General features: G+C 44.1%; 23 protein-coding genes, 1 tRNA gene and 1 other RNA gene. 10 read left to right on the top strand and 15 right to left on the bottom strand.

The annotated features are described in order from the left end of the window. Nucleotides 1-101: 101 nt before the first annotated feature. The 6 genes from AACQ93_RS19205 (at nt 102) to AACQ93_RS19180 (ending at nt 6,189) form a co-directional block, all read left to right on the top strand. On the top strand, nt 102-2,285 hold the full coding sequence (locus AACQ93_RS19205; protein ID WP_064607856.1) for a carbohydrate-binding protein: 2,184 nt from the start codon (nt 102-104) through the stop codon (nt 2,283-2,285). A gap of 277 nt (nt 2,286-2,562) precedes the next feature. Then, nucleotides 2,563-2,874 (top strand): PTS sugar transporter subunit IIB, encoded by a 312-nt coding sequence (locus AACQ93_RS19200; RefSeq protein ID WP_064607854.1) that lies wholly within the window; start codon nt 2,563-2,565, stop codon nt 2,872-2,874. Nucleotides 2,875-2,884: 10 nt separating this feature from the next. After that, nucleotides 2,885-4,207 carry a PTS sugar transporter subunit IIC gene (locus AACQ93_RS19195; RefSeq protein ID WP_064607852.1) on the top strand — a complete coding sequence of 441 codons (1,323 nt, stop codon included), beginning with the start codon at nt 2,885-2,887 and terminating at the stop codon, nt 4,205-4,207. Between the two features lie 2 nt (nt 4,208-4,209). Further along, complete coding sequence (locus AACQ93_RS19190; protein ID WP_064607850.1) at nt 4,210-4,581, top strand: PTS lactose/cellobiose transporter subunit IIA; 372 nt, start codon at nt 4,210-4,212, stop codon at nt 4,579-4,581. After that, on the top strand, nt 4,562-5,452 hold the full coding sequence (locus tag AACQ93_RS19185; RefSeq protein ID WP_064607848.1) for a DUF7916 family protein: 891 nt from the start codon (nt 4,562-4,564) through the stop codon (nt 5,450-5,452). The genes AACQ93_RS19190 and AACQ93_RS19185 overlap by 20 nt, the downstream gene beginning before the upstream one ends. Nucleotides 5,453-5,610: 158 nt before the next feature. After that, nucleotides 5,611-6,189 (top strand): hypothetical protein, encoded by a 579-nt coding sequence (locus AACQ93_RS19180; RefSeq protein ID WP_064607846.1) that lies wholly within the window; start codon nt 5,611-5,613, stop codon nt 6,187-6,189. Nucleotides 6,190-6,514: 325 nt separating this feature from the next. Here the strand turns inward: AACQ93_RS19180 and AACQ93_RS19175 are convergent, their stop codons facing one another. The 7 genes from AACQ93_RS19175 to AACQ93_RS19145 form a co-directional block, all read right to left on the bottom strand. After that, nucleotides 6,515-7,285: a hypothetical protein gene (locus tag AACQ93_RS19175; RefSeq protein WP_064607844.1), complete on the bottom strand. Its 771-nt coding sequence runs from the start codon at nt 7,283-7,285 to the stop codon at nt 6,515-6,517. 79 nt (nt 7,286-7,364) lie between these two features. Beyond that, nucleotides 7,365-7,898, bottom strand: a complete 534-nt coding sequence (gene mog, locus AACQ93_RS19170) for a molybdopterin adenylyltransferase (protein ID WP_064607842.1) — start codon at nt 7,896-7,898, stop codon at nt 7,365-7,367. 204 nt (nt 7,899-8,102) lie between these two features. After that, complete coding sequence (locus tag AACQ93_RS19165) at nt 8,103-8,828, bottom strand: 3-ketoacyl-ACP reductase FabG2 (protein ID WP_064607841.1); 726 nt, start codon at nt 8,826-8,828, stop codon at nt 8,103-8,105. Beyond that, entirely contained in the window at nt 8,825-9,289 is a 465-nt protein-coding gene (locus AACQ93_RS19160; RefSeq protein ID WP_064607839.1) for an ApeP family dehydratase, read from the bottom strand. The genes AACQ93_RS19165 and AACQ93_RS19160 overlap by 4 nt, the downstream gene beginning before the upstream one ends. After that, a complete protein-coding gene (locus AACQ93_RS19155; RefSeq protein WP_064607837.1) occupies nt 9,282-10,514 on the bottom strand; it encodes a beta-ketoacyl-[acyl-carrier-protein] synthase family protein in 1,233 nt (410 codons plus the stop codon). The genes AACQ93_RS19160 and AACQ93_RS19155 overlap by 8 nt, the downstream gene beginning before the upstream one ends. A 21-nt stretch (nt 10,515-10,535) precedes the next feature. Continuing rightward, a complete protein-coding gene (locus AACQ93_RS19150) occupies nt 10,536-10,904 on the bottom strand; it encodes a 3-hydroxyacyl-ACP dehydratase FabZ family protein (RefSeq protein ID WP_064607835.1) in 369 nt (122 codons plus the stop codon). 47 nt (nt 10,905-10,951) lie between these two features. Further along, nucleotides 10,952-12,358 carry an AMP-binding protein gene (locus AACQ93_RS19145; RefSeq protein ID WP_064607833.1) on the bottom strand — a complete coding sequence of 469 codons (1,407 nt, stop codon included), beginning with the start codon at nt 12,356-12,358 and terminating at the stop codon, nt 10,952-10,954. Nucleotides 12,359-12,695: 337 nt separating this feature from the next. Between AACQ93_RS19145 and AACQ93_RS19140 the strand changes: the two genes are divergently transcribed. Further along, a complete protein-coding gene (locus AACQ93_RS19140) occupies nt 12,696-14,429 on the top strand; it encodes a methyl-accepting chemotaxis protein (RefSeq protein ID WP_064607831.1) in 1,734 nt (577 codons plus the stop codon). Between the two features lie 55 nt (nt 14,430-14,484). Here AACQ93_RS19140 and AACQ93_RS19135 read toward each other — a convergent pair. Together AACQ93_RS19135 and AACQ93_RS19130 are read right to left on the bottom strand one after the other, a co-directional pair. Continuing rightward, nucleotides 14,485-14,614: non-coding RNA, RtT sRNA (locus AACQ93_RS19135), on the bottom strand. 46 nt (nt 14,615-14,660) lie between these two features. Continuing rightward, nucleotides 14,661-14,751 (bottom strand) — tRNA-Ser (locus AACQ93_RS19130). A 761-nt stretch (nt 14,752-15,512) separates the two neighbouring features. Here AACQ93_RS19130 and AACQ93_RS19125 point away from each other — a divergent pair. After that, nucleotides 15,513-17,132 (top strand): CHRD domain-containing protein, encoded by a 1,620-nt coding sequence (locus AACQ93_RS19125; protein WP_064607829.1) that lies wholly within the window; start codon nt 15,513-15,515, stop codon nt 17,130-17,132. 145 nt (nt 17,133-17,277) lie between these two features. On the opposite strand, the gene AACQ93_RS19120 is transcribed toward AACQ93_RS19125, so the two are convergent. The 3 genes from AACQ93_RS19120 to AACQ93_RS19110 all read right to left on the bottom strand — a co-directional run bounded on the left by AACQ93_RS19120 (nt 17,278) and on the right by AACQ93_RS19110 (nt 19,389). Beyond that, a complete protein-coding gene (locus tag AACQ93_RS19120) occupies nt 17,278-17,652 on the bottom strand; it encodes a hypothetical protein (RefSeq protein ID WP_232323364.1) in 375 nt (124 codons plus the stop codon). Between the two features lie 144 nt (nt 17,653-17,796). Continuing rightward, nucleotides 17,797-18,360: a hypothetical protein gene (locus tag AACQ93_RS19115; RefSeq protein WP_157097608.1), complete on the bottom strand. Its 564-nt coding sequence runs from the start codon at nt 18,358-18,360 to the stop codon at nt 17,797-17,799. A 132-nt stretch (nt 18,361-18,492) separates the two neighbouring features. After that, entirely contained in the window at nt 18,493-19,389 is an 897-nt protein-coding gene (locus tag AACQ93_RS19110) for an AraC family transcriptional regulator (RefSeq protein WP_064607825.1), read from the bottom strand. 285 nt (nt 19,390-19,674) lie between these two features. On the opposite strand from AACQ93_RS19110, the gene AACQ93_RS19105 reads away from it, so the two are divergent. Both AACQ93_RS19105 and yidA read left to right on the top strand, forming a co-directional pair. Then, a complete protein-coding gene (locus tag AACQ93_RS19105) occupies nt 19,675-20,826 on the top strand; it encodes an iron-containing alcohol dehydrogenase (protein ID WP_064607823.1) in 1,152 nt (383 codons plus the stop codon). Nucleotides 20,827-20,997: 171 nt separating this feature from the next. Continuing rightward, entirely contained in the window at nt 20,998-21,807 is an 810-nt protein-coding gene (gene yidA / locus AACQ93_RS19100; protein WP_064609620.1) for a sugar-phosphatase, read from the top strand. A gap of 85 nt (nt 21,808-21,892) precedes the next feature. Here the strand turns inward: yidA and AACQ93_RS19095 are convergent, their stop codons facing one another. The 3 genes from AACQ93_RS19095 to AACQ93_RS19085 are packed head-to-tail and all read right to left on the bottom strand — an operon-like array spanning nt 21,893 to nt 24,523. Then, on the bottom strand, nt 21,893-22,720 hold the full coding sequence (locus AACQ93_RS19095; protein WP_064607821.1) for a hypothetical protein: 828 nt from the start codon (nt 22,718-22,720) through the stop codon (nt 21,893-21,895). Nucleotides 22,721-22,731: 11 nt separating this feature from the next. Then, complete coding sequence (locus AACQ93_RS19090; protein ID WP_064607819.1) at nt 22,732-23,976, bottom strand: hypothetical protein; 1,245 nt, start codon at nt 23,974-23,976, stop codon at nt 22,732-22,734. Nucleotides 23,977-23,989: 13 nt separating this feature from the next. Continuing rightward, complete coding sequence (locus tag AACQ93_RS19085; RefSeq protein WP_064607818.1) at nt 23,990-24,523, bottom strand: NADPH-dependent FMN reductase; 534 nt, start codon at nt 24,521-24,523, stop codon at nt 23,990-23,992. Between the last annotated feature and the right edge of the window lie 5 nt (nt 24,524-24,528).

Here is a 24,528-nt window from a genome sequence, read left to right as displayed (position 1 = left end):
CAAAGATAACTAACGGGCATTTGCATGGTTCCCCCCAACATTAAAAGACAAGTGCCCACATTTAAGCGTTTTATCGACTGTACTCAATCAAGGAGATAACAATGACGTTCCGTAAAACCCTAGCTGTCGCAATTACACTGGCTATAGCCCCTTCAGCCTATGCTTCTAACGGCGGTATGCAAGACTTTCTTGATAGCCTGAGAGACTTTGAATCAGGTATAAACCCGAACCTTAGCACTTTCTATCACGACAACCTCGATAACCCTGTATACACCTATGCAAAAGTGACCAAACCGGGACGTTTAGTTCGTGACTGTTCTACAGGTGTTATGGTGTCAGAACCTACAACCATCAAGCAGTTCTTCCAGAAGTTAGGCATTGACGATATCTATAATCCGGCAACACCACATAACAAAGACATGTTCCGTTCAATGCAGTATAACTCTATGAACGCATGGGGCTTTGTTGGTTATCAGCTGGGAGAAGCCGTATTAATTGATGCCGGTTACTACAGCCCTAAAACCGTCATGATCGATGGTAAGGAATACGATAGCTTTTATATGTTTGTGCCAGATTCAACCTGGATCGGTTGTAAAACAGAAGCACTGGCAGAAATTCCGGGATCTGGCGGCAATCAGGTTTATGTCACAGACAACAACCGCTGGGAAGGTAAGTTTGTCGGGAAAAACGGTGTAAATAGTTTCAGCGATTTATTGCGTCCGGAAAAACAAGAGTTGGTGATCCGCGATGCAATGCACTTCAACTATAAGATCATTTCAAAATTGCTTGCCGATGCCAACATGACCTGGGAGCAAGCTCTGGCAAAAAGCTGGCAAGACAGCGATGACAACGGAAAGCCAATTCAAGTGCAGGCTACGATGTCAGGTATCCTTGCGGCAGCTCACTTACGCGGAGCATGGGGAACAGGCGCTCTTCTGACCAAAGACAAAATCACTTGCGATGAGCTAGGCACTTGTATTACTAAGTATGTAGATAAATTCGGTGGCTACGATACCCTCTTTGATGTTCCGGGAAACAGTACGACTCACGGCTCTATCTATGATGAAGTACTTACTGCTGGTTGGGGGAATGATACTGTTATTACTGGCGGCGGCAGTAACCAAATACTGTTGAACGAGCAAAATGGTTCAACAACAACCATTAACGATTTCGAGCTAAACAAAGATCTAATCATTTTACGTGGCTGGAAAGCAGCAGATCCACTAGCATCACTAACCATAAGTGATGTTAACGGTAACAGTGAATTACAGTTTGCAGGACAATCTGTTGTACTCAAAGGAATTGCAGCTAAAGATATACTGATAGACCCATCAGCCGTTATCGAAAAATCAGATGTCTATACACTGGCCTGGAATACAGGCAAACAAGTAGTTAATGGTTTCAACCCAGCAGTTGATAAAATTGAGGGCAGTGCAGGTATCGGATTCAAACACCTGAAAGCTTATGAAACTGAAAACTCAGTCATCATTGGTCCTCAAGCCGAAGATGGCGGTATTTACGCGTCTTATGAGCTGACAGGCCTGAGCCTTGCAGATCTAACTCCAGAAATGTTTATCAATATTACTGGCGGTTATGATCGTCTTGGGTATATTGTGCCACTAAACCACATCAACTGGGGCTGGAACATGACTTTGTCTGTTAAGTCCTTCGATGTAAATAAAACAGTGCTGACAGTTCCGAGCAATCAACCTGTTCCTTTCTCTGCTCTGAAACTGTCACAAGAAGGTACAAATGTCGTTATTACTTTACTGGAACCTTACTCCAAAGGTGATAAGAAGAAAATCACCCTTCATAACACCGATGTAAAACAACTAAGCGCAAAAAACTTCTCTGGCTTCTCCGGTAACTACGATGAAGTCACTATCGACATTCCTGTAATGTTCGACATCAGCGTCTCAGTTGAAGGTAACGGTGGTTCTATTTCACCAACTCCAGGCAACGACGGCATCCTGCAAGCTAAAGGCGGGACTGACTTCATTGTTAATTTTGTTCCGGATACCGGATACCGAGTGAAATCAATTATTGTCGACGGCATCACTCACCCAGCAGCGAATTCATTCACTTTCTCCACGGTTAAAGGCAATCACAAACTGGTTGTCAGCTTCGAGAAAGGTTCATCCTGCCCTGCATCATGGGATAGCAATACAGTATATGTAGGAGGTGATCGAGTGACATACCAAGGAAAAGTCTATGAAGCCAGTTGGTGGACAAAAGGAAACAAACCCGATCTTGGTGGCCCATGGAAGCCAGTTAGCAGCTGTTAATTATCTTGCTTTAATTTGATTAATAAAATGGCCACAACAAAAATTGCGGCCATTTACTTAATAGCATCTAAAAATCAAGAGACTAATTTAAAGCCAACAACAAAAATAACAATGTAACAGATACAACCACTAATCAAACGATGGAGTTTAATTCACACAGTGATATTTTCAATTTTTTAGAATAAAAATATGTGAGCACAAACATTTATTTTCAATATATTGAACATTAACCTTTAATCAATACCCTAACCCAAAAAAATAAACAAGGATGATCACCATGAAGATATTCCTATGCTGTTCCGCTGGTATGTCCACCAGCATGCTTGTAAAAAAAATGCAAGACGCCGCCAATAACCAAGGTCTCGAATGTTCTATAAATGCTTATTCCATTTCTGAATTTGAACCCGCCCTTGCAGAAAATGATGTATGCCTTGTTGCACCACAAGTTAAGTTCCAATATGAAAGCTTTAAATCAAGAGCAGAACAAAAAGGTAAAGCTTGTGGGCTAATTGATATGATGGATTACGGCATGATGAAAGGTGATGTCATTCTGAAACAAGCTGTAGAGCTTTATAACTCTATAAAATAAGGAATACATCATGAGTATCTTTAATAAGGTTCTACAGTTTGTTGAAGCAATTGTTGCTCCAATGGCAGCGAAAGTTTCCTGTCAGCGGCATATTAATGCTATTAAAGATGGCTTCGTTGCAACAATGCCGTTTTTAATAGTCGGCTCCTTATTACTTGTATTAGCTTTCCCACCAGGAAAAGGAAATTTCTTTCTTGATGGCTGGCACTCGCTAATAGAAATAATCGGCCAACAAAATATTCTAGCTTCTTTCCAAATCAGTATGGGCATTTTTGCTGTCTATGCTGCTTTCAGCATCGGTTATAACCTAGCAGAATCGTATGGGCTCCGTTCACTTAACTCTGGTCTGCTATCCTTATTCTCCTTCCTGCTGGCAGTAGCTCCGGTACAGTTTATCGATATGGGCGGCATTATGCCTATTGCTAACATGGGAGGTACCGGTGCGTTCACAGCCATCCTGACTGGTTTACTTGTTCCAGAACTTCAGCGCTTCCTACGTGACAAAAACATTCGACTGAAGATGCCAGATGCCGTACCGCCGAAAATTTCCGCATCTTTTGATCTTCTCATCCCGGTTGTTATTGTGAGTATTGTCGTAGTTTCTATCAACGCTATGTTGGCAAACTATGATCTGAATATTCCAACAGCCATTATGGAAATTTTCAAACCTTTAGTTTCAGCCTCTGATTCATTCTTTGCCTGTTTGTTAGCAGTAATAATGATTCAGTTACTGTGGTTTGGTGGTATCCATGGTTCATCTGTCGTAGTTACCGGAATATTGTACCCAGTATTAATTATCAACCTGGGATTAAATCAAGAAGCGCTGGCAGCTGGAGAAGATCTACCGAAAATATTTGTAAACCCGATTCTTGATTTCTTTATATTTGTTGGTGGTGCCGGTGGCACATGGGGATTTGTGGTATTAATGATGCGTTCTAAATCAACCCATCTTCGTACTATTGGAAAAATGTCAATTATCCCAAGTACATTTAACATTAATGAACCTGTTATTTTCGGCACACCTATTGTTATGAACCCAAACTACTTTATTCCTTGGATGTTATCTCCAATAATAAACACATGTATTGTTTGGGCTGCATTTAAAACTGAAATAATTTCAAAAATCATTGCCTTGCCACCATGGACAATGCCTGCTCCTATCGGTGCTATTATTGCAACCAACTCTAGTACTGCTGCATTTGTTGTCGTCCTTTGTGTTGTAGTTAGTGTCATTATTTATTACCCATTCTTTAAGATCCATGAAAAGCAACTCCTTGCTGAGGAAAAAGCAAATGAAGAGCAGGAAATGGAATTAAAACCATCAAAGGCATAATCATGACATTTGTAATTAATAAGCAAGAAGACATCACCGAAGAATTTCTAATGACCTTACTTTGCAAAGTTGGAGAAGCCAGAGCGTCATTAATGAATGCAATTACTTTAGCCAGAAAAGGTGATTTCACTCAATCTGAAGAAATGATAACTATTGCTGACGAAGCCTTGGCAGACGTCCACAGGACTCAAACTGGCCTGATTGGTTTTGATGAAGGTGAAGGCAAAGTCACAATGACTTTAATCCTTACTCATATTCAAGATCATATTATGACCACCATGCTTTGTCGTGACTTGGCAACCGAAATTATTGCGATCCACTCACTCATCGCAAATAAGAAGGAATTACCGGAAAATGAAAAAACGTATATTTGATTTAACTCGTCATGATATTGAAGCAATGACGCGAGTCGATTTTGTTGACTGTATTCGTCGCTCAGAAGGTCGTACTATGATGGTTGAGAATGTGGTTGCTATGGCTCCACCTCTTGATCTTGTCTCGGGTGCGGAAATAGCAGCGGCCTTCGGCGCTGATATGATCACTCTAAACTGCCTGGATCTGCTGGAACCTCGTGCTGAAGTTAATGGTGCAGCCGATCATGGTAGTGCAGATCATTTCACAGTAACAGAACTCAAGCAGCTATCCGGACGTATTATCGGTTGTAACCTGGAACCTATTCCTGCTGGTTTTACCGATATCAAAATCGGCCGCTCCCTGACAAAAGAAACGGTTCAAAAAGCAGTTGAACTGGGTTTGGATTACGTCATGCTGACAGGAAATCCCGGCAAAATGGTGTCACAAGAAACAATCTTGGATGCTATTTCTCTAACACGCGAAGTTTCTAAAGACATCATGATTATTGCCGGTAAGATGCACGGCGGCGGTGTTGGCAACGACTATAATCTGGATATCATTCCTCAGTTTGCCGAAGCCGGCGCTGACATTATGATGTTCCCAGCTCCTTACACCACTCCAGGAATGAATCCAACGCTAGCATCAACCATCATGAATACTGTTCATGAAGCAGGCATGCTAGGTCTGCTGGCAATTGGTACATCTCAGGAAGGGGCATCAGAGAGCTTTATCGAAAAAGTTGCCTTTGAGTCTAAAGGCGCTGGAGCTGATATTGTTCACATCGGTGACGGTGGGTATGGTGGTATTGCAATTCCGGAAAACATCATGCGAATGGGGATAACTATCCGAGGCAGACGTCACCAGTTCAAGCGCATGGCTAACCGCCGTTAACACGCTTTAAAACAAAGAGTGTTCCAATGCTGTAACTCAATGAGCTCCTATTGCTAACCCGGAGCTCATTATTTTCAACAGAAACCACTGCCCTATACTGTTTTCATGTTCTGACACCCGAGTATAATGCTGCAAAGCTTTAAAGGTGATATGAAAGAATGACTAACTTCCTCAAAGAACTGGAAAGAATGGGGCTTAATTCTCTGAGCTTCACAGAACAGGAATCCACGCTGCTGGAGCAGTTTATCGAACACAGCTCTACGTTCTTTGAGCATGTTTGTCAGCAGAAACCGGACAAGCCACACCATGATATGGCTCTGGGCTTACTGACCAAGGCTCATGAAGAAGCATTCAACAACTATCTGGCGACGCAACCAAAAATTGCTGAACTCAAGACTATGTTTACCGATAGTGTCGGCACCGAGCATGCAGGTAAGTTCTCAACGCTCAATCAGGCCGAACTTGTTGTTATCTCATCACTTTGGTTTATGGTTCAAGGTTATACCGGCATTGACTTCAGTTATGCCAATGACAAAGCAGCAGAAACAGCGAACCTGCTAACCGAAAATCAAGCAGAGGTAGAACACGAAGAAAATATGAATGACAGTGAACATTACCGTTCATTGTTCATGAAGGCCTATTATGCTGGCATTGAAGCTTATCGTCAGAACGATCGTGACACCTCCGTTTTGTTAACAATTAAAAATCAGCTAAAACGCTTATTTAAAAGGAGTTAAACCAAACTTCGGCACCATATTCCTTCTGGTTTTCTGAGTAAAGCAATTATTGGGCACTGCATGATTAAAGGTACAGAAAGACTAAACCAGAAAAAAACGCGCTAATCGATGAAATTTTTTTCATCGATTAAGTTTTTACCACAAAAGACATTTAACATAACAACATACAATCTTTACAAAACCGATCGTTGAGCATTTTTTGTTCAAGCGATAAACTGCTCATGCTTTAAACAAATATGTTGTTCCTTATACTTTATTCCACGCCTATCGCTATTTGATAGGCGTATTTTTTTGTATTGAGTAACAGTGACGGCAAACAGCATGACTACTGAGTCAGATCCTCATCAACCCAGTATTTCGAACCGGAAATATTAGCGTCGAGCAGTAAACCCTTCTCACCGATCTGATAAATTGCCATCCCACCATTATACTTTGCGGTCAACTCTGCACTGTCTGTTCCGGCGACAGCACCGGCTTCTGACGTTGCTTCCCAACCATCTTTAACGAAACTGTCGAACGTTTTCTTATCTTCAAAAAAGATCAACTGCTGGTAGAACTTACCTCCGAGTCCAAGTGCCAGACCTGCGCCAAACATTTTCATGTATGTACGCTTTCCTGTTTTACGGTCAACCGCTACACCCGCGCCCTGATTGGTATGAAGCATCAGAGAGAATTTACGTGAATCGAACACGGCGTAACCATAAGCAGTATCAAACAACAACTTTGCAGACGGCTCTTCATTAAACAAACGTACAAGTGCTGTATCTGACATTGTATCCAGCGCCAAGCGCGCTTCTTCCGGAGTTTCCGGTTCCAGCATTTCATTTAGCTTGGCTTCACCGGCTTCCAGCCACTCCTTACCCTTTTCTATCGAGGCATCAGTCCATTCACCAGCGGTATTAAATGCATCTTCACCCCACTCAGAAACCGAATCCCAGGTCTCTTTGGAAAAATCAGAAACATCCTCCCAGGCTTTTTTCGAGCCTTCACTAACCTTTTGCCCAAGATCTGATGCCGCTTTCTTAATCTCTTCCCAACTGGCATGAGCCGGAGCCACCGCAAGGCATAACGCGACTACAATTAGCTTCAACTTCATTGTCTACTCTCCATATAAAACCGGCAACTTATCAGTTGCCGGTTTTCAGTCTAATTTTGTGTCCTTAAAGCTATATCCGTTATTTTTTCTTCGGACGGAAAGGCTTCATAACGTCTTCATTACACTCAAGGTACGGACCTTCCATCAGGTCGATACAATAAGGTATAGCAGGGAAAACAGCATCCAGGCATTCGCGGATAGACTTAGGCTTACCCGGAAGGTTTACAATCAGGCTGTCGTCACGAAGACCAGCAGTCTGACGAGACAGAATGGCCGTCGGAACAAATTTTAGCGACTCTGCACGCATCAGTTCACCGAAACCAGGCATCATGCGATCACATACGGCTTCTGTAGCTTCTGGTGTTACATCGCGTTTTGCCGGACCTGTACCACCGGTTGTTACGATCAGACTACAGTCCAGCTCATCGGCCATTTTAATCAGCGTGGCTTCGATAACATCCTGCTCATCAGGGATCACTTCGTAAACCGGCTCCCACTCAGAGGTAAGGTAATCATTTAGAGTTTCAATGATTGCCTTACCAGAAATATCGTCGTACACACCAGCGCTCGCACGGTCGCTTACCGTAACAATACCGATTTTTGCTTTTGTCATTTGTTATCCCTCAGGCTCAAACCTTGCTTCTTCATTATTGCCGACCAGCGAACATGCGCCAGCCAGCTATTCAAACAAATAAAATGCAAGTTTAAGGAATAACTGTGAGCGGATAAACCTCAGGAGTGAAAAAACGTGGAAATAAAGAGAGTTAGTTTACCTTTGGTGACAATATCATCGTAATGCCACCAAAGATAACTCAGGTTAAATCAGGCCCCCGTTAACAGATATCACCTGACGCGTCACATATCCGGCGATATCTGACATCAGATAGCTCACCAGCCCGGCGACTTCCTGCGGCTCTCCCATACGTTGCAGCGGGATCTGTGGTAACGCCTGCGCTTTAACATACTCATCAACCATTCCGGTATCAATCAGCCCCGGTGCCACACAGTTAACAGTGATCTTGCGTTTCGCCAACTCAAGCGCCAATGCTTTAGTCGCACCGATAACACCGGCTTTAGCCGCACTGTAGTTAGTCTGGCCACGGTTCCCCATCATTCCAGACACAGAAGCAAGGGTAACAATACGCCCGCCTTTGCGCAGTTTGATCATTGGCATAACACACGGGTGAAGCACGTTATAAAAGCTGTCTAGATTGGTATGAATCACTCCATCCCATTCCTCTTCACTCATGGCAGGAAAAGCCGTATCCCTGGTGATTCCGGCATTACTGACCACACCGTAATAAGCACCATATTCCGCAATATCAGCTTCAATGCGTTCACGGCACTGTTGACGCTCACTGATATCAAACTGGATCACTCGCCCGTGACCACCAGCTTGTTCAATTTCAGAAAGAGTCTGCTCTGCACCAACCCCATCACTCATATAATGAACGATAATGGTAAAACCATCCTGTGCCAGCTGAACTGCGACAGCACGCCCTATTCCTTTGCTGGCTCCGGTAACTAATACCTGTCGACTCATACATCATCCTTGTTTAACTTGTTGTCGAATAAATTGTTCGTTGGCGCATAAGTGCTGATCTGACTGGCGGCAATAGCTTTACCTTCATGCTCAATCTGACAGGAAAAAATCGACATACCATTGTTTTCCATTACCAACTCAGCATGAATATCTAATAATTCATTTTCTCTGAAAGAACAGACTTCTGCTTTATAACGGCGACAGCCCAGCAAAAAGCCAACCGACGGCGTTTCACCACGCATCCGAGCATGATAACCGGCCCAAGCTGCAACGGACTGCGCCATAAATTCGATTCCAATATATCCCGGCACGGCTCTAGCTACGCAATCGAAAAATAAGTTATCAGCTGTTGGCGTAACCCGGCAGTGGACATGCTTACCTCCGACATCAACCAGTTCATCAATCAGCACCATAGGTACATCATGAGGCAATAGTTCCTGCAGTAAAGGGAGTTCAGTCATGAGCATACCCGAAAATCAAGCTGACGTTATTACCACCAAACGCAAAGGAGTTGCTCAGAATTGCTGGTCGGGATAACTCTGTTTCCGCGTCGACCAACTTCACCGGAGCCAGTGAACTATCGATTTCACCATCATTGACCTGAACGGGTAACGGCAGCTTATAACTCAGGATATGCCAGCAAATCGCCGCTTCTACCGCACTGGCTGCGCCAAGGGTATGCCCTGTCAGGGGTTTGGTTGAGCTTACCGGAACCTCATCACCAAAAACCCGGTAAATTGCTTTTGCTTCCATCTCATCATTCAGCGGTGTCGCCGTGCCATGCGCATTGATATAACCGATATCTGCAACTGATAGTCCGGCATCGCTGAGCGCTTTACACATGGCTTCTTCTGCTCCGTTTCCTTCCGGATGTGGTGCCGATATATGGTGGGCATCAGAGCTGTCGCCAGCCCCAAGCAGCGCAACGGGCGGATGTTCTTTTGCTACCTCTGAGTCTTCAACATTCAACGACAACAACATAAATGCCGCCGCCTCACCAATATTGATCCCCTTTCTATTTTCACTGAACGGATTACAAAGCGAATCTGACAAAGCTTCCAGCCCTTTAAAGCCATTCAGCGTCAAAAGGCAAAGTGAATCGGCACCACCAACAACAACGGCATCAACAATTCCTGCCTTTAGCAGTCTCTTCGCCGATAAAAACACCCGTCCACTCGATGAACATGCCGTCGATAAAGTATATACAGGACCTTTTATATCAAAGTACTCAGCGACAAAATCACTAACATTAGCCACTTCCTGACAACGATAATGATACCCATCCGGGAATTCACCGGTTTCAATTTGCGTTGCCAGCGCTTTCTCAGCGTCTGTAATACCATAAACACTGGTTCCGACAACAACAGCAACCCGATCACGGCCATACTTCTCAATTGCCTTTTTGACCGTATCCGCAATCTGCTCTAACACGGACAACACCAGCCTGTTCGTTGCATTATCGTAGATTTCGAATCCTTCCGGTAATGCCGGAAGTTGATCGGAGACTTTCCCGACCACAGTCTCCCCACCATTATTAAGCCAGTGCTGTGTTGACTGCATATCCGGCGAATAACCTTGTTTCAGCCGTTCATGAATAACTGAATGCTCAACACCCAATGCGGAATTCATACCACAGTCATGGATGAAGACGGGGATAAACCCGGAATGTTGTTTATTTGTATTCATAGCGTTCCCTTTCGCCCAGTATCAACTCTTATTAAGCTGAATTCGCCCCGATGAATGGACAACAGGTTCTGATTTATTTTCAGGGTGTGAATAGTAATTAAAGGTTAATTTTTCCCTTGCAGGATCCCACCTTATTTTCAGTGTCATAATACAGCCAGGGAATACTGGCTCTACGAACTTGACCGCCTCCATACATGAAAAAGCTGTCGGCGTATTTAATAACTCACTAGCCAGTTGAACAGCCCAGTGAATTTGTGTCACACCGGGCAATATGGGATGTAAAGGGAAATGCCCTTGGAAAAAAGCGATGTCATCATCCACTTTCAAAATAAGTTCAACATTATTGCCAGTGCGGCATTTAGATATAACCGTCGGATTTAGTTTTCTCAAAACTTTCTGCCATCAATGTCATTTAATTATTTATGTCTTAAAGCTAATTAGAAAAACTGTTCTAATTCTCGCACCTGACGTTTACCCTGACTATTTAACGGAATTTCATCAACAAACCGGAACCGACGGGGAATACCAACAGGCTCAAGCCATTTTCTTAATTCACGGCGAATTTCAAGACCGAAACGACCTTTACCGACAGTCTGCCTTTGCTTTTCACCATCCATCGATAATGTTAAAACCGCCGCCAGAATCAACCTGCTCTCTTCATTTACGGTAATAACAGCAGCTTCATCAACCCAGTTAAGCTGACAAAGTCGTTGCTCAACTTCAGGTAATGAAATGCGCTTTTCTTCAACCTTAACAACCCGATCCGTACGCCCCAGTAACATAAACTGATTGCCCGGCATCAATCGGCACTGATCGCTGGTCTGATACCAAGTATCATAGTCGATAAAGGGAGAACGAACCCGAAGACAACTCTCCTCATTAAGCGCCATCTCGATAACACCAAACAATTGCCAGGGTGTTTCACAGCTATATTGCTGACGAAAACCGATCCCTCCGGTTTCCGAACTACCCAACACTTCAAACGGAAGTTGGTTAAACAACTCCTGACACTGGTGAGCGGCCTGTTCTGATAACGGACCACCAGAAGAAAAAATAGCACGGTAAGGTTGTGTCTTCTGTTCCTGAACAAGACGCTTTAACAGTGCCGGACTGGTTATTAAAACAATGTCAGCATCAGCACACCCCATCACCTGTTCAGGGTAATTCAACATATATCGATCAAATGCCCGACCACCGCACAGTGGCCATAAAACACGAAACAGCAAACCATAAATATGTTGATGCGAAACAGTGCTGACGACACGAGTCCCTTTAACTTTATCTCCCCATGTCTTTTCAAGCTCGGCAATCTCAGCTTCAAGATGCAGAAGCTTTTTCCTTACCGCTTTCGGTGTTCCACTCGAACCAGAAGTAAATAAAGTAACAGAGGTATCTTTTGATAGTGAAGACGAAAACAGCTCTGCTTCAGAATTCCGATTTAGTGTTTCCGGCAAATACTTTTGATAACAATCCAACTGTTGTAGCTCAGTTCGGTCATGAATAATGGCATCATAATGCTCAGCCAATTCAGCCAATGCCGCAGACTGATAATTACCAGGTAAAATAATCTCCTTCCCGGCATAAGCCGCTGCAAAGAACGCCACAGCAAAATAGTAGCTGTCATCAAAACAAAGTGCCCAGCGTAATTGCTGACTTTTTTTTATATGGCTGGCAACGACTTCAACGTCATATCGAAACTGATGCCAGGCAATGTCACAACCGCCTTTATCTGCAATGACCAACTCATGATGGCGTGGTGAGAGCATAAGCTCTGAGAGTAAACAAAAACTATTTGAAGAATGAACAGCACCTTGAGTAGCACCTTTATTCACAACCGCTTTCATTATTTCTCCACTAATACTCTTGATTCATTTCACTTATCTTTTATGAAATAAAGATAAGCGCAAACAAGATGCAATAACGGACATATCACTACCAGAAAAAAATGATTTCATCATTAAAGCTTGGGATTTAGCTCACCATATGAAGTGACTGACCAACTAGAATGACAAATCCATCAATAAATATTCCGTTAAATAATAACGATTACTTTTTGTTTTCAGGTCTACCGTCGACATTAATTTTCTTCAAACACAGATCTTCATCACTAAACATGAATTTTAAATACACCCTTGTTGCTTATAGTTATAGATAGGAGCATTAAAACAATAAGGAATGAATATGCCTAACGACGTATTTAAAGCAGAGGGATCAATTACTGACCCCCATAAGAAAAATCACTCCGATAGCAATCACTTTTTCCAGCGAGTACAGTCAGTAAAATTCCAACTAAAAAGCATAATTTTGCTGATTATCTTTTCGTTTTGTGTTCTTGGATATAAAGGTATAACCGGTATGCAAGAAGCAGCCAACTCCATTGAGGAGCTTTATAGCCAGGGGATGCAACACACGATCAGAGCAGGAAAAGTAATTGATGAACTGAGTCAGGCAAGAAGCGCCCTGATGTTGGCATTCCAACATGATCCGACCAGTAAATTTGCCAGTATGCACAACCACCCGGTGGATTTGCATATCAATCAGGCTGAATCATCGATTAAACTTGCTCATCAAATCGTGAAAAACGAAATCCTCACCTCGCCACTGGAGCCCGAAGAAGTAGTTCAGGTCACACAATTACTTGAACAGATAAGCCAAGTCGTCAATCAAGGATTTGAGCCAGCAATCAGTGCCCTGAAGCAACAAAACTACAATCGTGCTAATACGATCTTACTTCGAGCTATTAACCCGCAGTTCAAAGGAATCACAACAAAAATTCAGGCTTTCCTCGCGTTACAAACTCAGGAAGGAGAGAACAATTTCAAGCAGGCCAATCAAAACATTAATCACTTTATCGTTACTGTCGGCGTTTTGTCCGTTGCCAGCCTGATTATCATCTCTTTACTCTGCGGTTTTATTATCAAAAGAGTTAACAGTGCTTCCGATCAACTGGAAAATACTGCCCAAGACATCGCTAGTGGTGATTTAACTAAGCGAATCCACCTTCAGGGCAATGATGAGTTCACGAGAATTGCTGAGTATGTGAACCGGATTGTTTCTGATTTTCAGAATGTGGTGCAAAACTCGCAACAGTCAGTATCTAAACTGGCAAGCTCGGCCGAGGAAAATGCCGTTGTTTCAGGCCAGACTCAACGTAACGTGATTGAACAACAACAGCAAACCCAATTAATCGCCACTGCCATTAACCAGTTCAACTCCACTGTTCATGAAGTTGCACAGAATGCTTCAGCAGCAGCCAGTGCTTCTCAGCAGGCAGATACAACCGCCGTCGACGGCCAGTCAATTGTCAGTGATAGCATTGCCATGATTGAAAAGCTATCCATGGAGCTCAACAAAACAACTGAAGCCATGAACCAGCTTCGCCATCACTCAGATGAGATTGGCAGTGTTGTTGACGTCATTCAGGGTATTTCAGAACAGACCAATCTGCTCGCTCTGAACGCAGCCATTGAAGCTGCTCGCGCCGGAGATCAAGGCCGCGGTTTTGCCGTCGTGGCAGATGAAGTCCGGACTCTGGCGAAACGAACACAGGATTCTACCGAAGAAATCCAACAGATGATCCAGCGTTTACAACATGGTAGCCGTGAAGCCATGTCGATGATGGAACAAGGTACAGAACAAGCCAAACTCAGCGTTGAAAAAGCACAGCTGGCAGGCGATGCCCTACAGCAAATCATCACCTGTGTAGATGAAATCAACTCAATGAATACCCAAATAGCCACAGCAGCCGAGGAACAAAGCTCTGTCACTGAAGAGGTTAATAAAAACATCCTCAGCATTAGCGATATTTCAGATCAAACCGCAGCCGGAGCAGAACAAAGCAGCGCAGCCACATCTGAGCTCGCTAACCTTGCTGAATCTATGCAGCAAGAAATTGAGCGCTATAAGATTGGGTAATTGAGATTATTGCTACAAAGAAAAAGCCCCGGCATTTCTGCCGGGGCTTAGAATGTGGCGGAGAGATAGAGATTTACTTCGCCCTTCGGGCCGTTGCTTTAAAACGCCTTCGGCTAGCAACGTTGTCTCGCTGCGCTCGGCTGAACCCTTTCTAGGATTCTGCGCCCTATCCCTACAATATAAAATTCAGACATAAAAAAACCGCTGATAATGCAGCGGTTTTCTTGAATGTGGCGGAGAGATAGGGATTTGAACCCTAGATACGCTACAAACGTATGCCGGTTTTCAAGACCGGTGCTTTCAACCACTCAGCCATCTCTCCGTAAGTGCGGCGAATAGTACATAGCGGCCGTTATTGTGTAAAGTCTTTTTTGTCAGCAAGTATTTATTTGAACAGTAATTGTTCTGATCGGCAAGATAACAACCGAAACAATTTGCATCCCAATCCAGATTTAGTTTGACATTCATCACACTTTTTCAAATGAGATAAAATATCACTTATATAGCGAGGTTAATGAAAAAATATCTCACGGCCTTAGCTTGTTAACACAAACCACCACAATAAGCATCAAGTGTTATATAAAACACCAAAACGATGCCTCCGTCACACTACACGCCCTTATGATTCAAGGTAATAGAGGGATTCCTTTCAACCGTCAGAGGGGTATATTGAATTCATGCCTGCGGCATTAACGCTCTAGGGGATGAACCACTCCGGTAGTTAGAGCGCTATAAACTAAGTCGCTATTCGGAAGCCGCAGGAACGACTTTAGTCCGTGGTGTTTATAACCTTAAAAAGGAGTTTATATGGCTAAGCGTATCTCAAATAAACGTATCAAAGAAATACTGAAAGAAGTGAAATCTAAGAAATAGACGAAGATGAAAAAGCCTCCGATATGGAGGCTTTAAAATATCTGATAACAAAACTATAAAACATTCTCATTAACCTCCCATTTACAAAGAGTTCCTTTCCCACATACGTAAAACTCCCAAGCGTAAGACTCTGTCTTAAATCCAAGAATCAATACTCTGTCTAAACTCTGTGGGTCGTATCAATCGCAATACAACCTGGAGTAGCAAATCATGAGTAGAAAATTTTGTTTTGCTGTGTTGTTAGCTTTGTTTTCACTGCTCGGCTGTCACGAAGAAGAGCTGACATTTAACGTCAGTCTCTCTGGCAACCAAGAAGTCCCACCCGTTGCAGCTGAATCCAAAGCCGATGCTGTTGTGACTTTGACTATCCAGCACAGCGCATCTCATCTGGTCGACTCAGATTCTGATTATGATTCTGGCGATGGCTCAGACTATGACAAAGATTACGATAAAGATTACCACGACGATTCCCCTGATTATTCCGATGATGACACTTGGACACTAAGCGCTGAGCTTGATATCAGCATGCTCACTGATGTCCAGGCTGCACATATCCATCAGGGGAAAATTGGAGTTAACGGACCTGTCGCATTTGAATTTACAAATAACAACAACGGAACCATGTCACTGGCCGAAACCGAAATAACTCAAGAGCAGGCAGAAGAGCTACAATCCGGCAAGTGGTATATCAATGTTCATACCCTACTCAACCCATCAGGCGAAGTAAGGGGGCAGATTGTCGACAGCAATACTGCAATAGTGACTTTTGTTCTTGAAGGCGAACAAGAAGTACCGCCAGTGGATAGCGAAGCTTCCGGTAACGGATACGCCACACTTAATACAGAAAATTATGCCGTAGACCTTACCGTTATCACTGAAAATGCAGATGATGCAACTGCCGCCCATATTCATGAAGGCTTTATCGGCGAAAATGGGGGCGTTATTGTGGATTTGGTTGCCGGAGATACCAGCGGTACCTGGATGACACCGGAAAACACCACTCTGGATGAAGAAACGGCTAATCGTCTGATCAATGGTGGACATTACGTCAACGTCCATACTCCTGCTAATGAAAGCGGAGAAATCCGGGGACAAATACTGACCGATGACTTTACCCTGCTGACTTTCTCCCTCGATGGTGAGCAAGAAGTGCCAGCCGTTGAAACAGAAGCATCCGGATCCGGTTATGCTACCTACAACAGCACAACTGAAGCACTGGATCTCAAAGTGCTGACATCTGGCGTTGATGATGCTGAAGCAGCCCATCTGCATGAAGGCTTTATTGGACAGAATGGTTCGGTAATTGTTGGCCTGGAACAGGATCCTGACGATGTCACAATCTGGACAAGCCCTAACGGAACAACTCTTGATACAGAGACTGTCACCAGGCTTTTAGCCGGAGGTCACTATGTCAATGTACATACTCCGGCTAATGAGAGCGGAGAAATACGCGGACAGGTACTGAGTAAAGATTTTGTTCTATTCACGTTCCCGCTGGATGGCACTCAAGAAGTACCTCCTGTAGATACCGAAGCCAGTGGCAGCGGCTACGCCACCTTTAATCAAATGACCAAAGAACTGGTTGCCAGAATAGTCACAACAGGTATTGATGATGCGGATGAAGCACATATCCATGAAGGTGAAACCGGCGAAAATGGTGGTGTGATTGTTCCTCTTGATCAGTCCGAAGCGGATGTCACCGTCTGGGAAACACCAGATAGTGTTGTTCTGGATGAAGAAACAGCTAATACACTGCTTAGTGGCGGTCATTATATTAACGTTCATACTCCGGCTAATCCTGATGGAGAAATCAGGGGACAGATTGAATAAGCTTTCTTGATAAATAACTATCTGATGCAGAAAAACCTAAAGCGGGACAGCCCAGAGGCCATCCCGCTTTCTTATCATCCGGATTGTGTTTAGCAAAGGGAATAACTGCAAATAATTACATCTGATGAGCAAAATCACGGTGTCGTTATTGCTCTAAACCTGCTGTGTTCCAGTACACATACACAGACTCACTTTTGGTTTTGAAGATATATCCATCTTTCCCCAAACCGGATTGTCTGTACACAGGATTACCATACCGATCAGTGTAATTTCCTACTTCATCCCCAGCCGGCATAAAGTCATAATAAACACCATCCGCACGATCGATAGTGATATAGCCCTGACGCTGAGAATAAACACAAAAATACCGCCCAGAAGGCTTATCAGCCCCTTTAGGGTAAATATCACACCTGACATCAATTGTATCAGCTAAGGTTGCATGAGTGGCAAAACCGAAAGTACATAACAAAAGTGTCTCGCATAACCGCCGTACAACCCAGTTACGAGAACATTTACTCATGAAAACCTCCGCAAAAAAGTCTCTCTTGATCAGTGTAGTCGCCAACCAATGGTTCGAAAACCAATCAACCATTCCCTCGAAAATCACGCTCATTGTACAAACCCAACCGAGCAAAGCAAATATTTGCAACCAATCTGAGTGAATTCAGCAATTGATTGAATTGTAATAAAAATCTTGTTTGGCAATCTTTTTGAATCTGAAGACAAGGTCATTGGTACTATTTTCACCCAGCGCTAAACTTTCTGCTGAAAGCGTAATTGATATTCCATTCAATTCATCTGCTGCTACCGGGAACGTCAGCACATACCATTGGCCATAGTATGGCGTACTCTTTGTTGGCACCTGAAGGCTGGAAGTAATATCAGAAGCTTTAAGCAGAGTCTGATTTTCATCACCCGAAGTAGTTACTGACTTCGCATCTAACACTACTAACTCTGGTTCAAAAGAGACGTAGTCATTCTCACGTTTTATAAAAACGGTAACCTTGAGATTATCTGCTTCTAAGTATTCTGGGATCACCTGAATACTGATATCTCCAATTTCCCTAACCAAAGAGTCCAGTTTTGTAGTGTGGTAACCGCATCCACTCGTCGCTGTTAAAACGCCATCTTCCGAATTCGGTTCAAAGTAAGATCTTGTCGTCGGATATGCCACACAGCCCAGCAGCATAGTCAGTAACAATACAGATGAAATCAGGAAACGGTTCAAAACGTCCACCCCACAAAATAAAACACCGTTCAAATTGAACGAGCGAAATATTACACAACAATAAAACAACGTGCAATAAAACCATTTAAAAACTATATGAAGTGGAAAGTTATCGTTACCAAATTGTGAGTATTACAGCGAAATCAGCTCCCCCACCTTACTCGGCGGCAAACCAAAGTAACGTTTAAACTCACGACTGAACTGAGTTGCACTTTCATAGCCCACTTTTCTTGCTGCCACATTGGCAGGCAAGCCGTCCTGAACCATAAAAGACTTCGCCTTATTCAAACGAATTTTCTTGATGTACTGCAAAGGCGGATCTGTCACTACCTGCTTGAAGGCCCGGTGAAATGCCGAAACACTCATGCCCGCCATACTGGCAAGATCATCAATGGCCAGCTTCTGTTCATAATGAGACTGAACATGATTGATCACTTTAGAAACTCGAGACAAAGCACTATCCTGACGGCAGTATTGGGCAAGCAAACAGCCCTGCGGCCCTTGTAGTAAAAGATAGAAAAACTCTCTCAAAAGTTGTGGACCAAGCACTTTGGAATCCATAGGGCTGTGCATGATCTGCAACAACCTGGACAGGCAGTCTGATATTGACGGAGTGATCCGTGAAACCGCAACCCCGCGTCCGTTAGGATCTTCCTTGAACACCTGCGAATCCCCGAACTGCTCAACCATCTCCACCAGCTGCTGTATCACTGGTAAATCGAACTCTATATCAATACCAATCAACGGAGAGTCTTCAGAAGCAAATGTTTCACAAGCAATAGGATATGGTGTAGCAACGATGAGGCATCGTTCAGTATCGTATTCAAAGCGATAGTCATTCAGGTGCCCCACTTTGTTGCCCTGGAAAATGACGACAACACCTTGCTGATACATCTGCGGCGTCACCTTATGGTACTTAGTAATACGAAACAAACGTACACCAGGTAAGCCAGTTTGAACCACTCCGGACTGTTGGGCCAACCCATATTCTGCACACAATGACTCAGCTAAACGCTCGTTACTCTTCATGCCTAATCCTCCTCACACTCCCATCATCACCATCATAATGTTTAAAGCAAGCCTTTCATCTCAAATAGCAGGAACAGGCAAATTTCTGACAGGATTGTGTATTAAACCGCAGGTCTTTCTCTTCTAGACTAAGTCCATAAAGTTTCATTGCGTATAAACAATCACATTGGTTAACACGTAATGAACATCAATCCTGAGCAATGTCATCAGAATGGATCAAACCGAGCTGTATCAGAGCTCGACTTTTACAGGTTAAGCCATACAGTTTCACACTGGAGAGCAATGATGAACAAATTTACTTACCACAACCCTACCCGCATTCATTTCGGCGAAGGCCAGATTGCTAACATCACCGCTGAAATTCCTGCCGACAAAAAAGTGCTGGTGATCTATGGTGGTGGTTCAATAAAGAAAAACGGTGTTTACGATCAGGTTGCGGCTGCTCTTAAAGACCATCAATGGGGAGAGTTCCAAGGTATTGAGCCCAATCCTCAATATGACACCCTGATGAAAGCCGTTGATATGATTAAAGCTGAGGGATATGACTTCCTGCTTGCCGTTGGTGGTGGCTCTGTGATCGACGGCACCAAGTTCATCGCTGCCGCTGCAAACTATGAAGGCGAAGATCCCTGGAATATCCTGGCCCGTAATGAAGCAGTTCAGTCTGCCGTTCCACTAGCCTGTGTGCTGACGCTGCCTGCAACCGGCTCTGAAAGCAACATGGGTTCGGTTGTCTCCCGAGGTAAAGACAAGCTGGCATTTATGTCGCCTCTGGTTCAGCCTGCATTTGCGGTTCTTGATCCAAAAACGACCCTAACTCTGTCGCCTCGCCAGGTTGCGAACGGTGTTGTCGATGCTTTTGTTCACGTGATGGAGCAGTACCTGACCTTCCCGGCTGACGCTAAAGTTCAGGATCGCTTCGCAGAAGGCCTGTTGCTGACACTGATGGAAGAAGGGCCGAAAGCTCTGGCTGCGCCGAGTGATATGGACGTACGTTCAAACATCATGTGGGCAGCAACTCAGGCGCTGAATGGCCTGATCGGTGTCGGTGTTCCACAAGACTGGACAACCCATATGATTGGTCACGAACTGACAGGTAACTACGGCATCGACCATGCGCGTACCTTGAGTATCGTTCTTCCGGCTGTAATGAAAGAACGCCGTGCCGATAAGGAAGCCAAGTTGCTTCAGTATGGTGAACGTATTTTCGGCATCAAAGATGGCAGCACAGATGAGCGTATTGATGCCACCATCGCTCAAACAATTGCCTTCTTCAAACAGATGGAAGTGCCGACCAGCCTGAGCGATGTGGAACTAGATAAATCAGCCGTTGACATTCTGGTCGACAGTCTGGAGAAACACGGAATGAAGGCATTGGGCGAAAACGGCAACATCACCATTGCTGACAGCAGAGCAATTTTGGAAGCGGCACTGTAATTACTTCTATCCGCCACTCCCTCCTGTTTAGCAGCTCCTCGCGAGCTGCTTTTTTATCTGAAATCAAATCAACCACAGATGATCACAGTTTCGTCATTATTCGATGTCGAGCTGGTCACAAAAATTGAGTATTATGCGCGTTCTAAAATTTTATGGATGCGGATACACAACATGTACAAACTGGTTGCACTTGATATGGATGGCACCCTGCTAAACTCGCAGAAAGAAATTTCTGAACGTACCAAGCAGGCAATCAAACAGGCACGAGAAAAAGGTGTTCAGGTCGTACTGGCTTCAGGACGTCCTCTAGAAGGCCTTACAAATTATCTCACTGAACTGGGCATGACCAGCAATGAAGATTACGCACTGAGCTACAATGCTTCACTGGTACAGCGAGTTGAAAGCAAAGAAATCATTCACAGACAAATCATGCTGGGCAGTGATGCAAAAAATATCGCCAGCCTGGGTCGTGATTTAGGTGCTTATGTACACGCTTTCTCTCCGACGCGCGGCCTGATCACGCCAGAGAACAACACCTACACTCAACACGAGTCAACCATTAACGGTGTTCCGGTAACCGAAATCGACTTCGCTGAACTGGACTGCAATGAAGAAATCATCAAAGTGATGATGGTTGCGGATCCGGAAATTCTATCCGCAGCCATTGAAAAACTACCGGCTTCGCTTTACGAGCAGTACACCATTGTACAAAGCGCACCATTCTTCCTTGAGCTAATGAACCCTAACAGCAACAAAGGTGCTGGTGTTGCAAAACTGGCCGAACATCTGAACATTGATGCCAGCGAAGTGATCTGCATGGGTGATGCCGGTAATGATCACCACATGCTGAAATACGCAGGTCTTGGTGTTGCGATGGGTAACGCAACCGAAGATACCAAAGCGCTTGCTGATCACATCACGGCTACTAACGATGATGATGGTGTGGCTCAGGTAATTGAAACCTTTATCCTGAATAAGTAACGGCTTATCTCATATAAAATCAGGCAGAAATAACCTTGTTAAAGTTGTTTCTGCCTGAATAAATTAGCTCCCCTTCACACCAAGCTCACTTCTCATCAAGCTTTATAGGGATGGAAATCCACTGCTGGCCTGCACTTTCCCTCGCAAGAGAGGGTTGATCAAATAAACCTGTCAGCCTGTTGCCGGCTACATCTTCCAATACAGGGTCAACAACTACCTGATACTGGCTGCTCTCCCATAGCTGCTCCGGTGTGAAAATCCACTGCTGCTCATGCTTTGAAAGCGCGATGCTTCCAGCTACTGTGTTTCCGACTTCATCTTTCACCCGAATACGATATGCCAGCGAAACGTGATCCATTTTTCCGTTCAAATCTATCCTTAGCGGCTCATTAGACCCTTGCTCAGGCTGATGGATCTTCCATTCATGAATATCTGGCACTTCGTAATCAGCTTCTGTCGCTGTAAAAGTTTTCCGAAATGTGCGGTTCAAGTAGCAGCCATCTACGTCCGCCGCCGATGTATCAATAACTAACTGATACTCTTCACCAGGCTTAAGTGCCCGTCCCATCGCATTATGTGCAACCAGCCCTGTTTTAACCCGTCCGGGGTCAAATAGAAGTGTCAAACGCGAACTGTCCGGACTCCAAAGATCAAATTTATTATCAAGGAATACACCATCTAGCCTGTTCCCATCTTGATCCACTAGATAAACCGAGGACAAAATATCCTGACGTTGCATCGGTTTTGAAAAATAGACGTAAAACCGAAGTAAATTCTCAGGCAGAACATCAGCAGTCGGATAGACTGCTGACACCTGAGCTTTGTCTGCCATTGAATCGCATTGAGAAGCTAACACTGTTGAAGAACAAATCATTAATCCCATTGCTATGCTGAACAGATAAGCTGCTTTCATACTTGCTCTCCTTAACGAACCAGATCGCTATAACCAGAATCAGTTTTCAGTAGATTCTGGAATGACCGGAACATATCCTGCTCTGGAACATACTTGTAATTAGAGAAGTTATATTCACTGATAAAATCATTCAGGCGGAAATATGCTCCTTTACGGAACGAGACCAAATCCATATCTCCGGTTACCATGTTTCTTTTCAAGGTTGCAATGAACTGCTCATCCTGATCCGCAGCCTGTAGAACCCCCGCCAATGGTACCGGACGAGTTGCTACACCTGCTTTCGCCCACATTTCCGGCGTAGACAGTCCCTTCTGCTTATTAGCATTAACAATGTCCGAGACACGAATTAAATCCGCACTTCGCTCTTTATGAAGAACCAACACGTAGTCTTCCATTTTCTGCTGTTGATTCTGGGCTGTGAAATGAATGACATCCAATGGCGTGTTACCGTAACCAAGCTCGGCAATGGTTTTTCCTTTCACATGGGCATCGTTTTTTAATTGGCTGGTTGGAATAGTTACTAACGGAGTACAGGTATAAGCCGCCACCAAGGTTTCCTCTCCATCCAGATCCAGTACAGTCATAGCCCGAATAGGAGCTCGGGTTTCCGTCTGGTTATGAACCGTATGGTAAATTTCCACATGTGAAGTCGTGGAGGATTTATCAAACGGATACGTAATCTTACGCAAGGTTGATGCAAACTCGCCGGTCGATAGACTGGAAACATAAAGAGTGCCATTAACGTAATCCAAATCAGTAATGCCCAGCGTAGATGCAGGAATGTCGCGCCAGAATTTGACCCCATCCGTCGCGGTATCAGTCAGCTTCTTAACCGTTTTAGGTAACGACTTTAAATCGACCTTAGCTAAATCACCGTTCTGGTTCGCACGGATGATAACTGGCGTCCGTTTTCCTTTTACCTGAGTGGACAAAGAAATAAAGGCTTCTTTACTTACCGGGTGGATCGCAATGTCATGATAGTTAATTGAATGGCTGTCAACACCGAGAAGTTTTGCAATCTTGCTACCGGCACCTTCCAGGTTATAACTGGCTGACGTTTTCGCTGGTTTCACTGTTGGCAATTCATACGCCAGAATTTGCCCGCCGTCTGAATCCGCAACAAAAAGTGTATTTTTATCTGCAAATTCAAGAATGGTCGCTGATACGGGTTGTGCCCCGGCATTTACTGTCAGGCTTGCAGTTCCAAGTGAAAGAGCAGCAATGGCATTAAGTGCAAATACTTTTGACTTCTTCATAATAACCTCTTCTTTACACGCTCGGTAAAAGCTTGTTCATAGTCAGAATTAACTGTTGTTTGATCTCGGGATTACTCAGCTCCCCTGCTCCCATATCAAAATTTTCAAAGAAGCTGGGTATAGAAAGACTCGCTTTTACATCTGCACCAAAAAACTGTGCAGACTGATTAGCCGACATCAAAACACTCGCCGCTCCTCCAGGCCCCGGAGATGTCGAAAGGAAGACGACAGGCTTATGCTGGAAGACTTCACGTTTAATCCGGCTGGCCCAATCGAAAATATTCTTAAAGGCAGCCGTATAAGTGCCATTATGTTCAGCAAAAGAAACAACAATGGCATCTGAAGATTCAAGTTTTTCAATAAAATCAAAAGCCGGCTGAGGCTGCCCGAACATCGCCTCTCTATCTTCATTAAACAGAGGCATTTCATAGTCATTGAGATCCAGAATTTCCGTTTCGGCTCCAGGAACCAAAGAGGCAGCATAAGCAGCTAACGTCTTATTTATCGACGAGTTACTGGTACTTGCTCCAAAGGCAACAACTTTCATTAATT

The sequence above is a fragment of the Photobacterium sp. J15 genome, assembly GCF_963870815.1.
Classification (GTDB): domain Bacteria; phylum Pseudomonadota; class Gammaproteobacteria; order Enterobacterales; family Vibrionaceae; genus Photobacterium; species Photobacterium marinum.
Note: the sequence above shows the minus strand (reverse complement) of the source record. Positions and strands in the feature narration are given on the sequence as shown.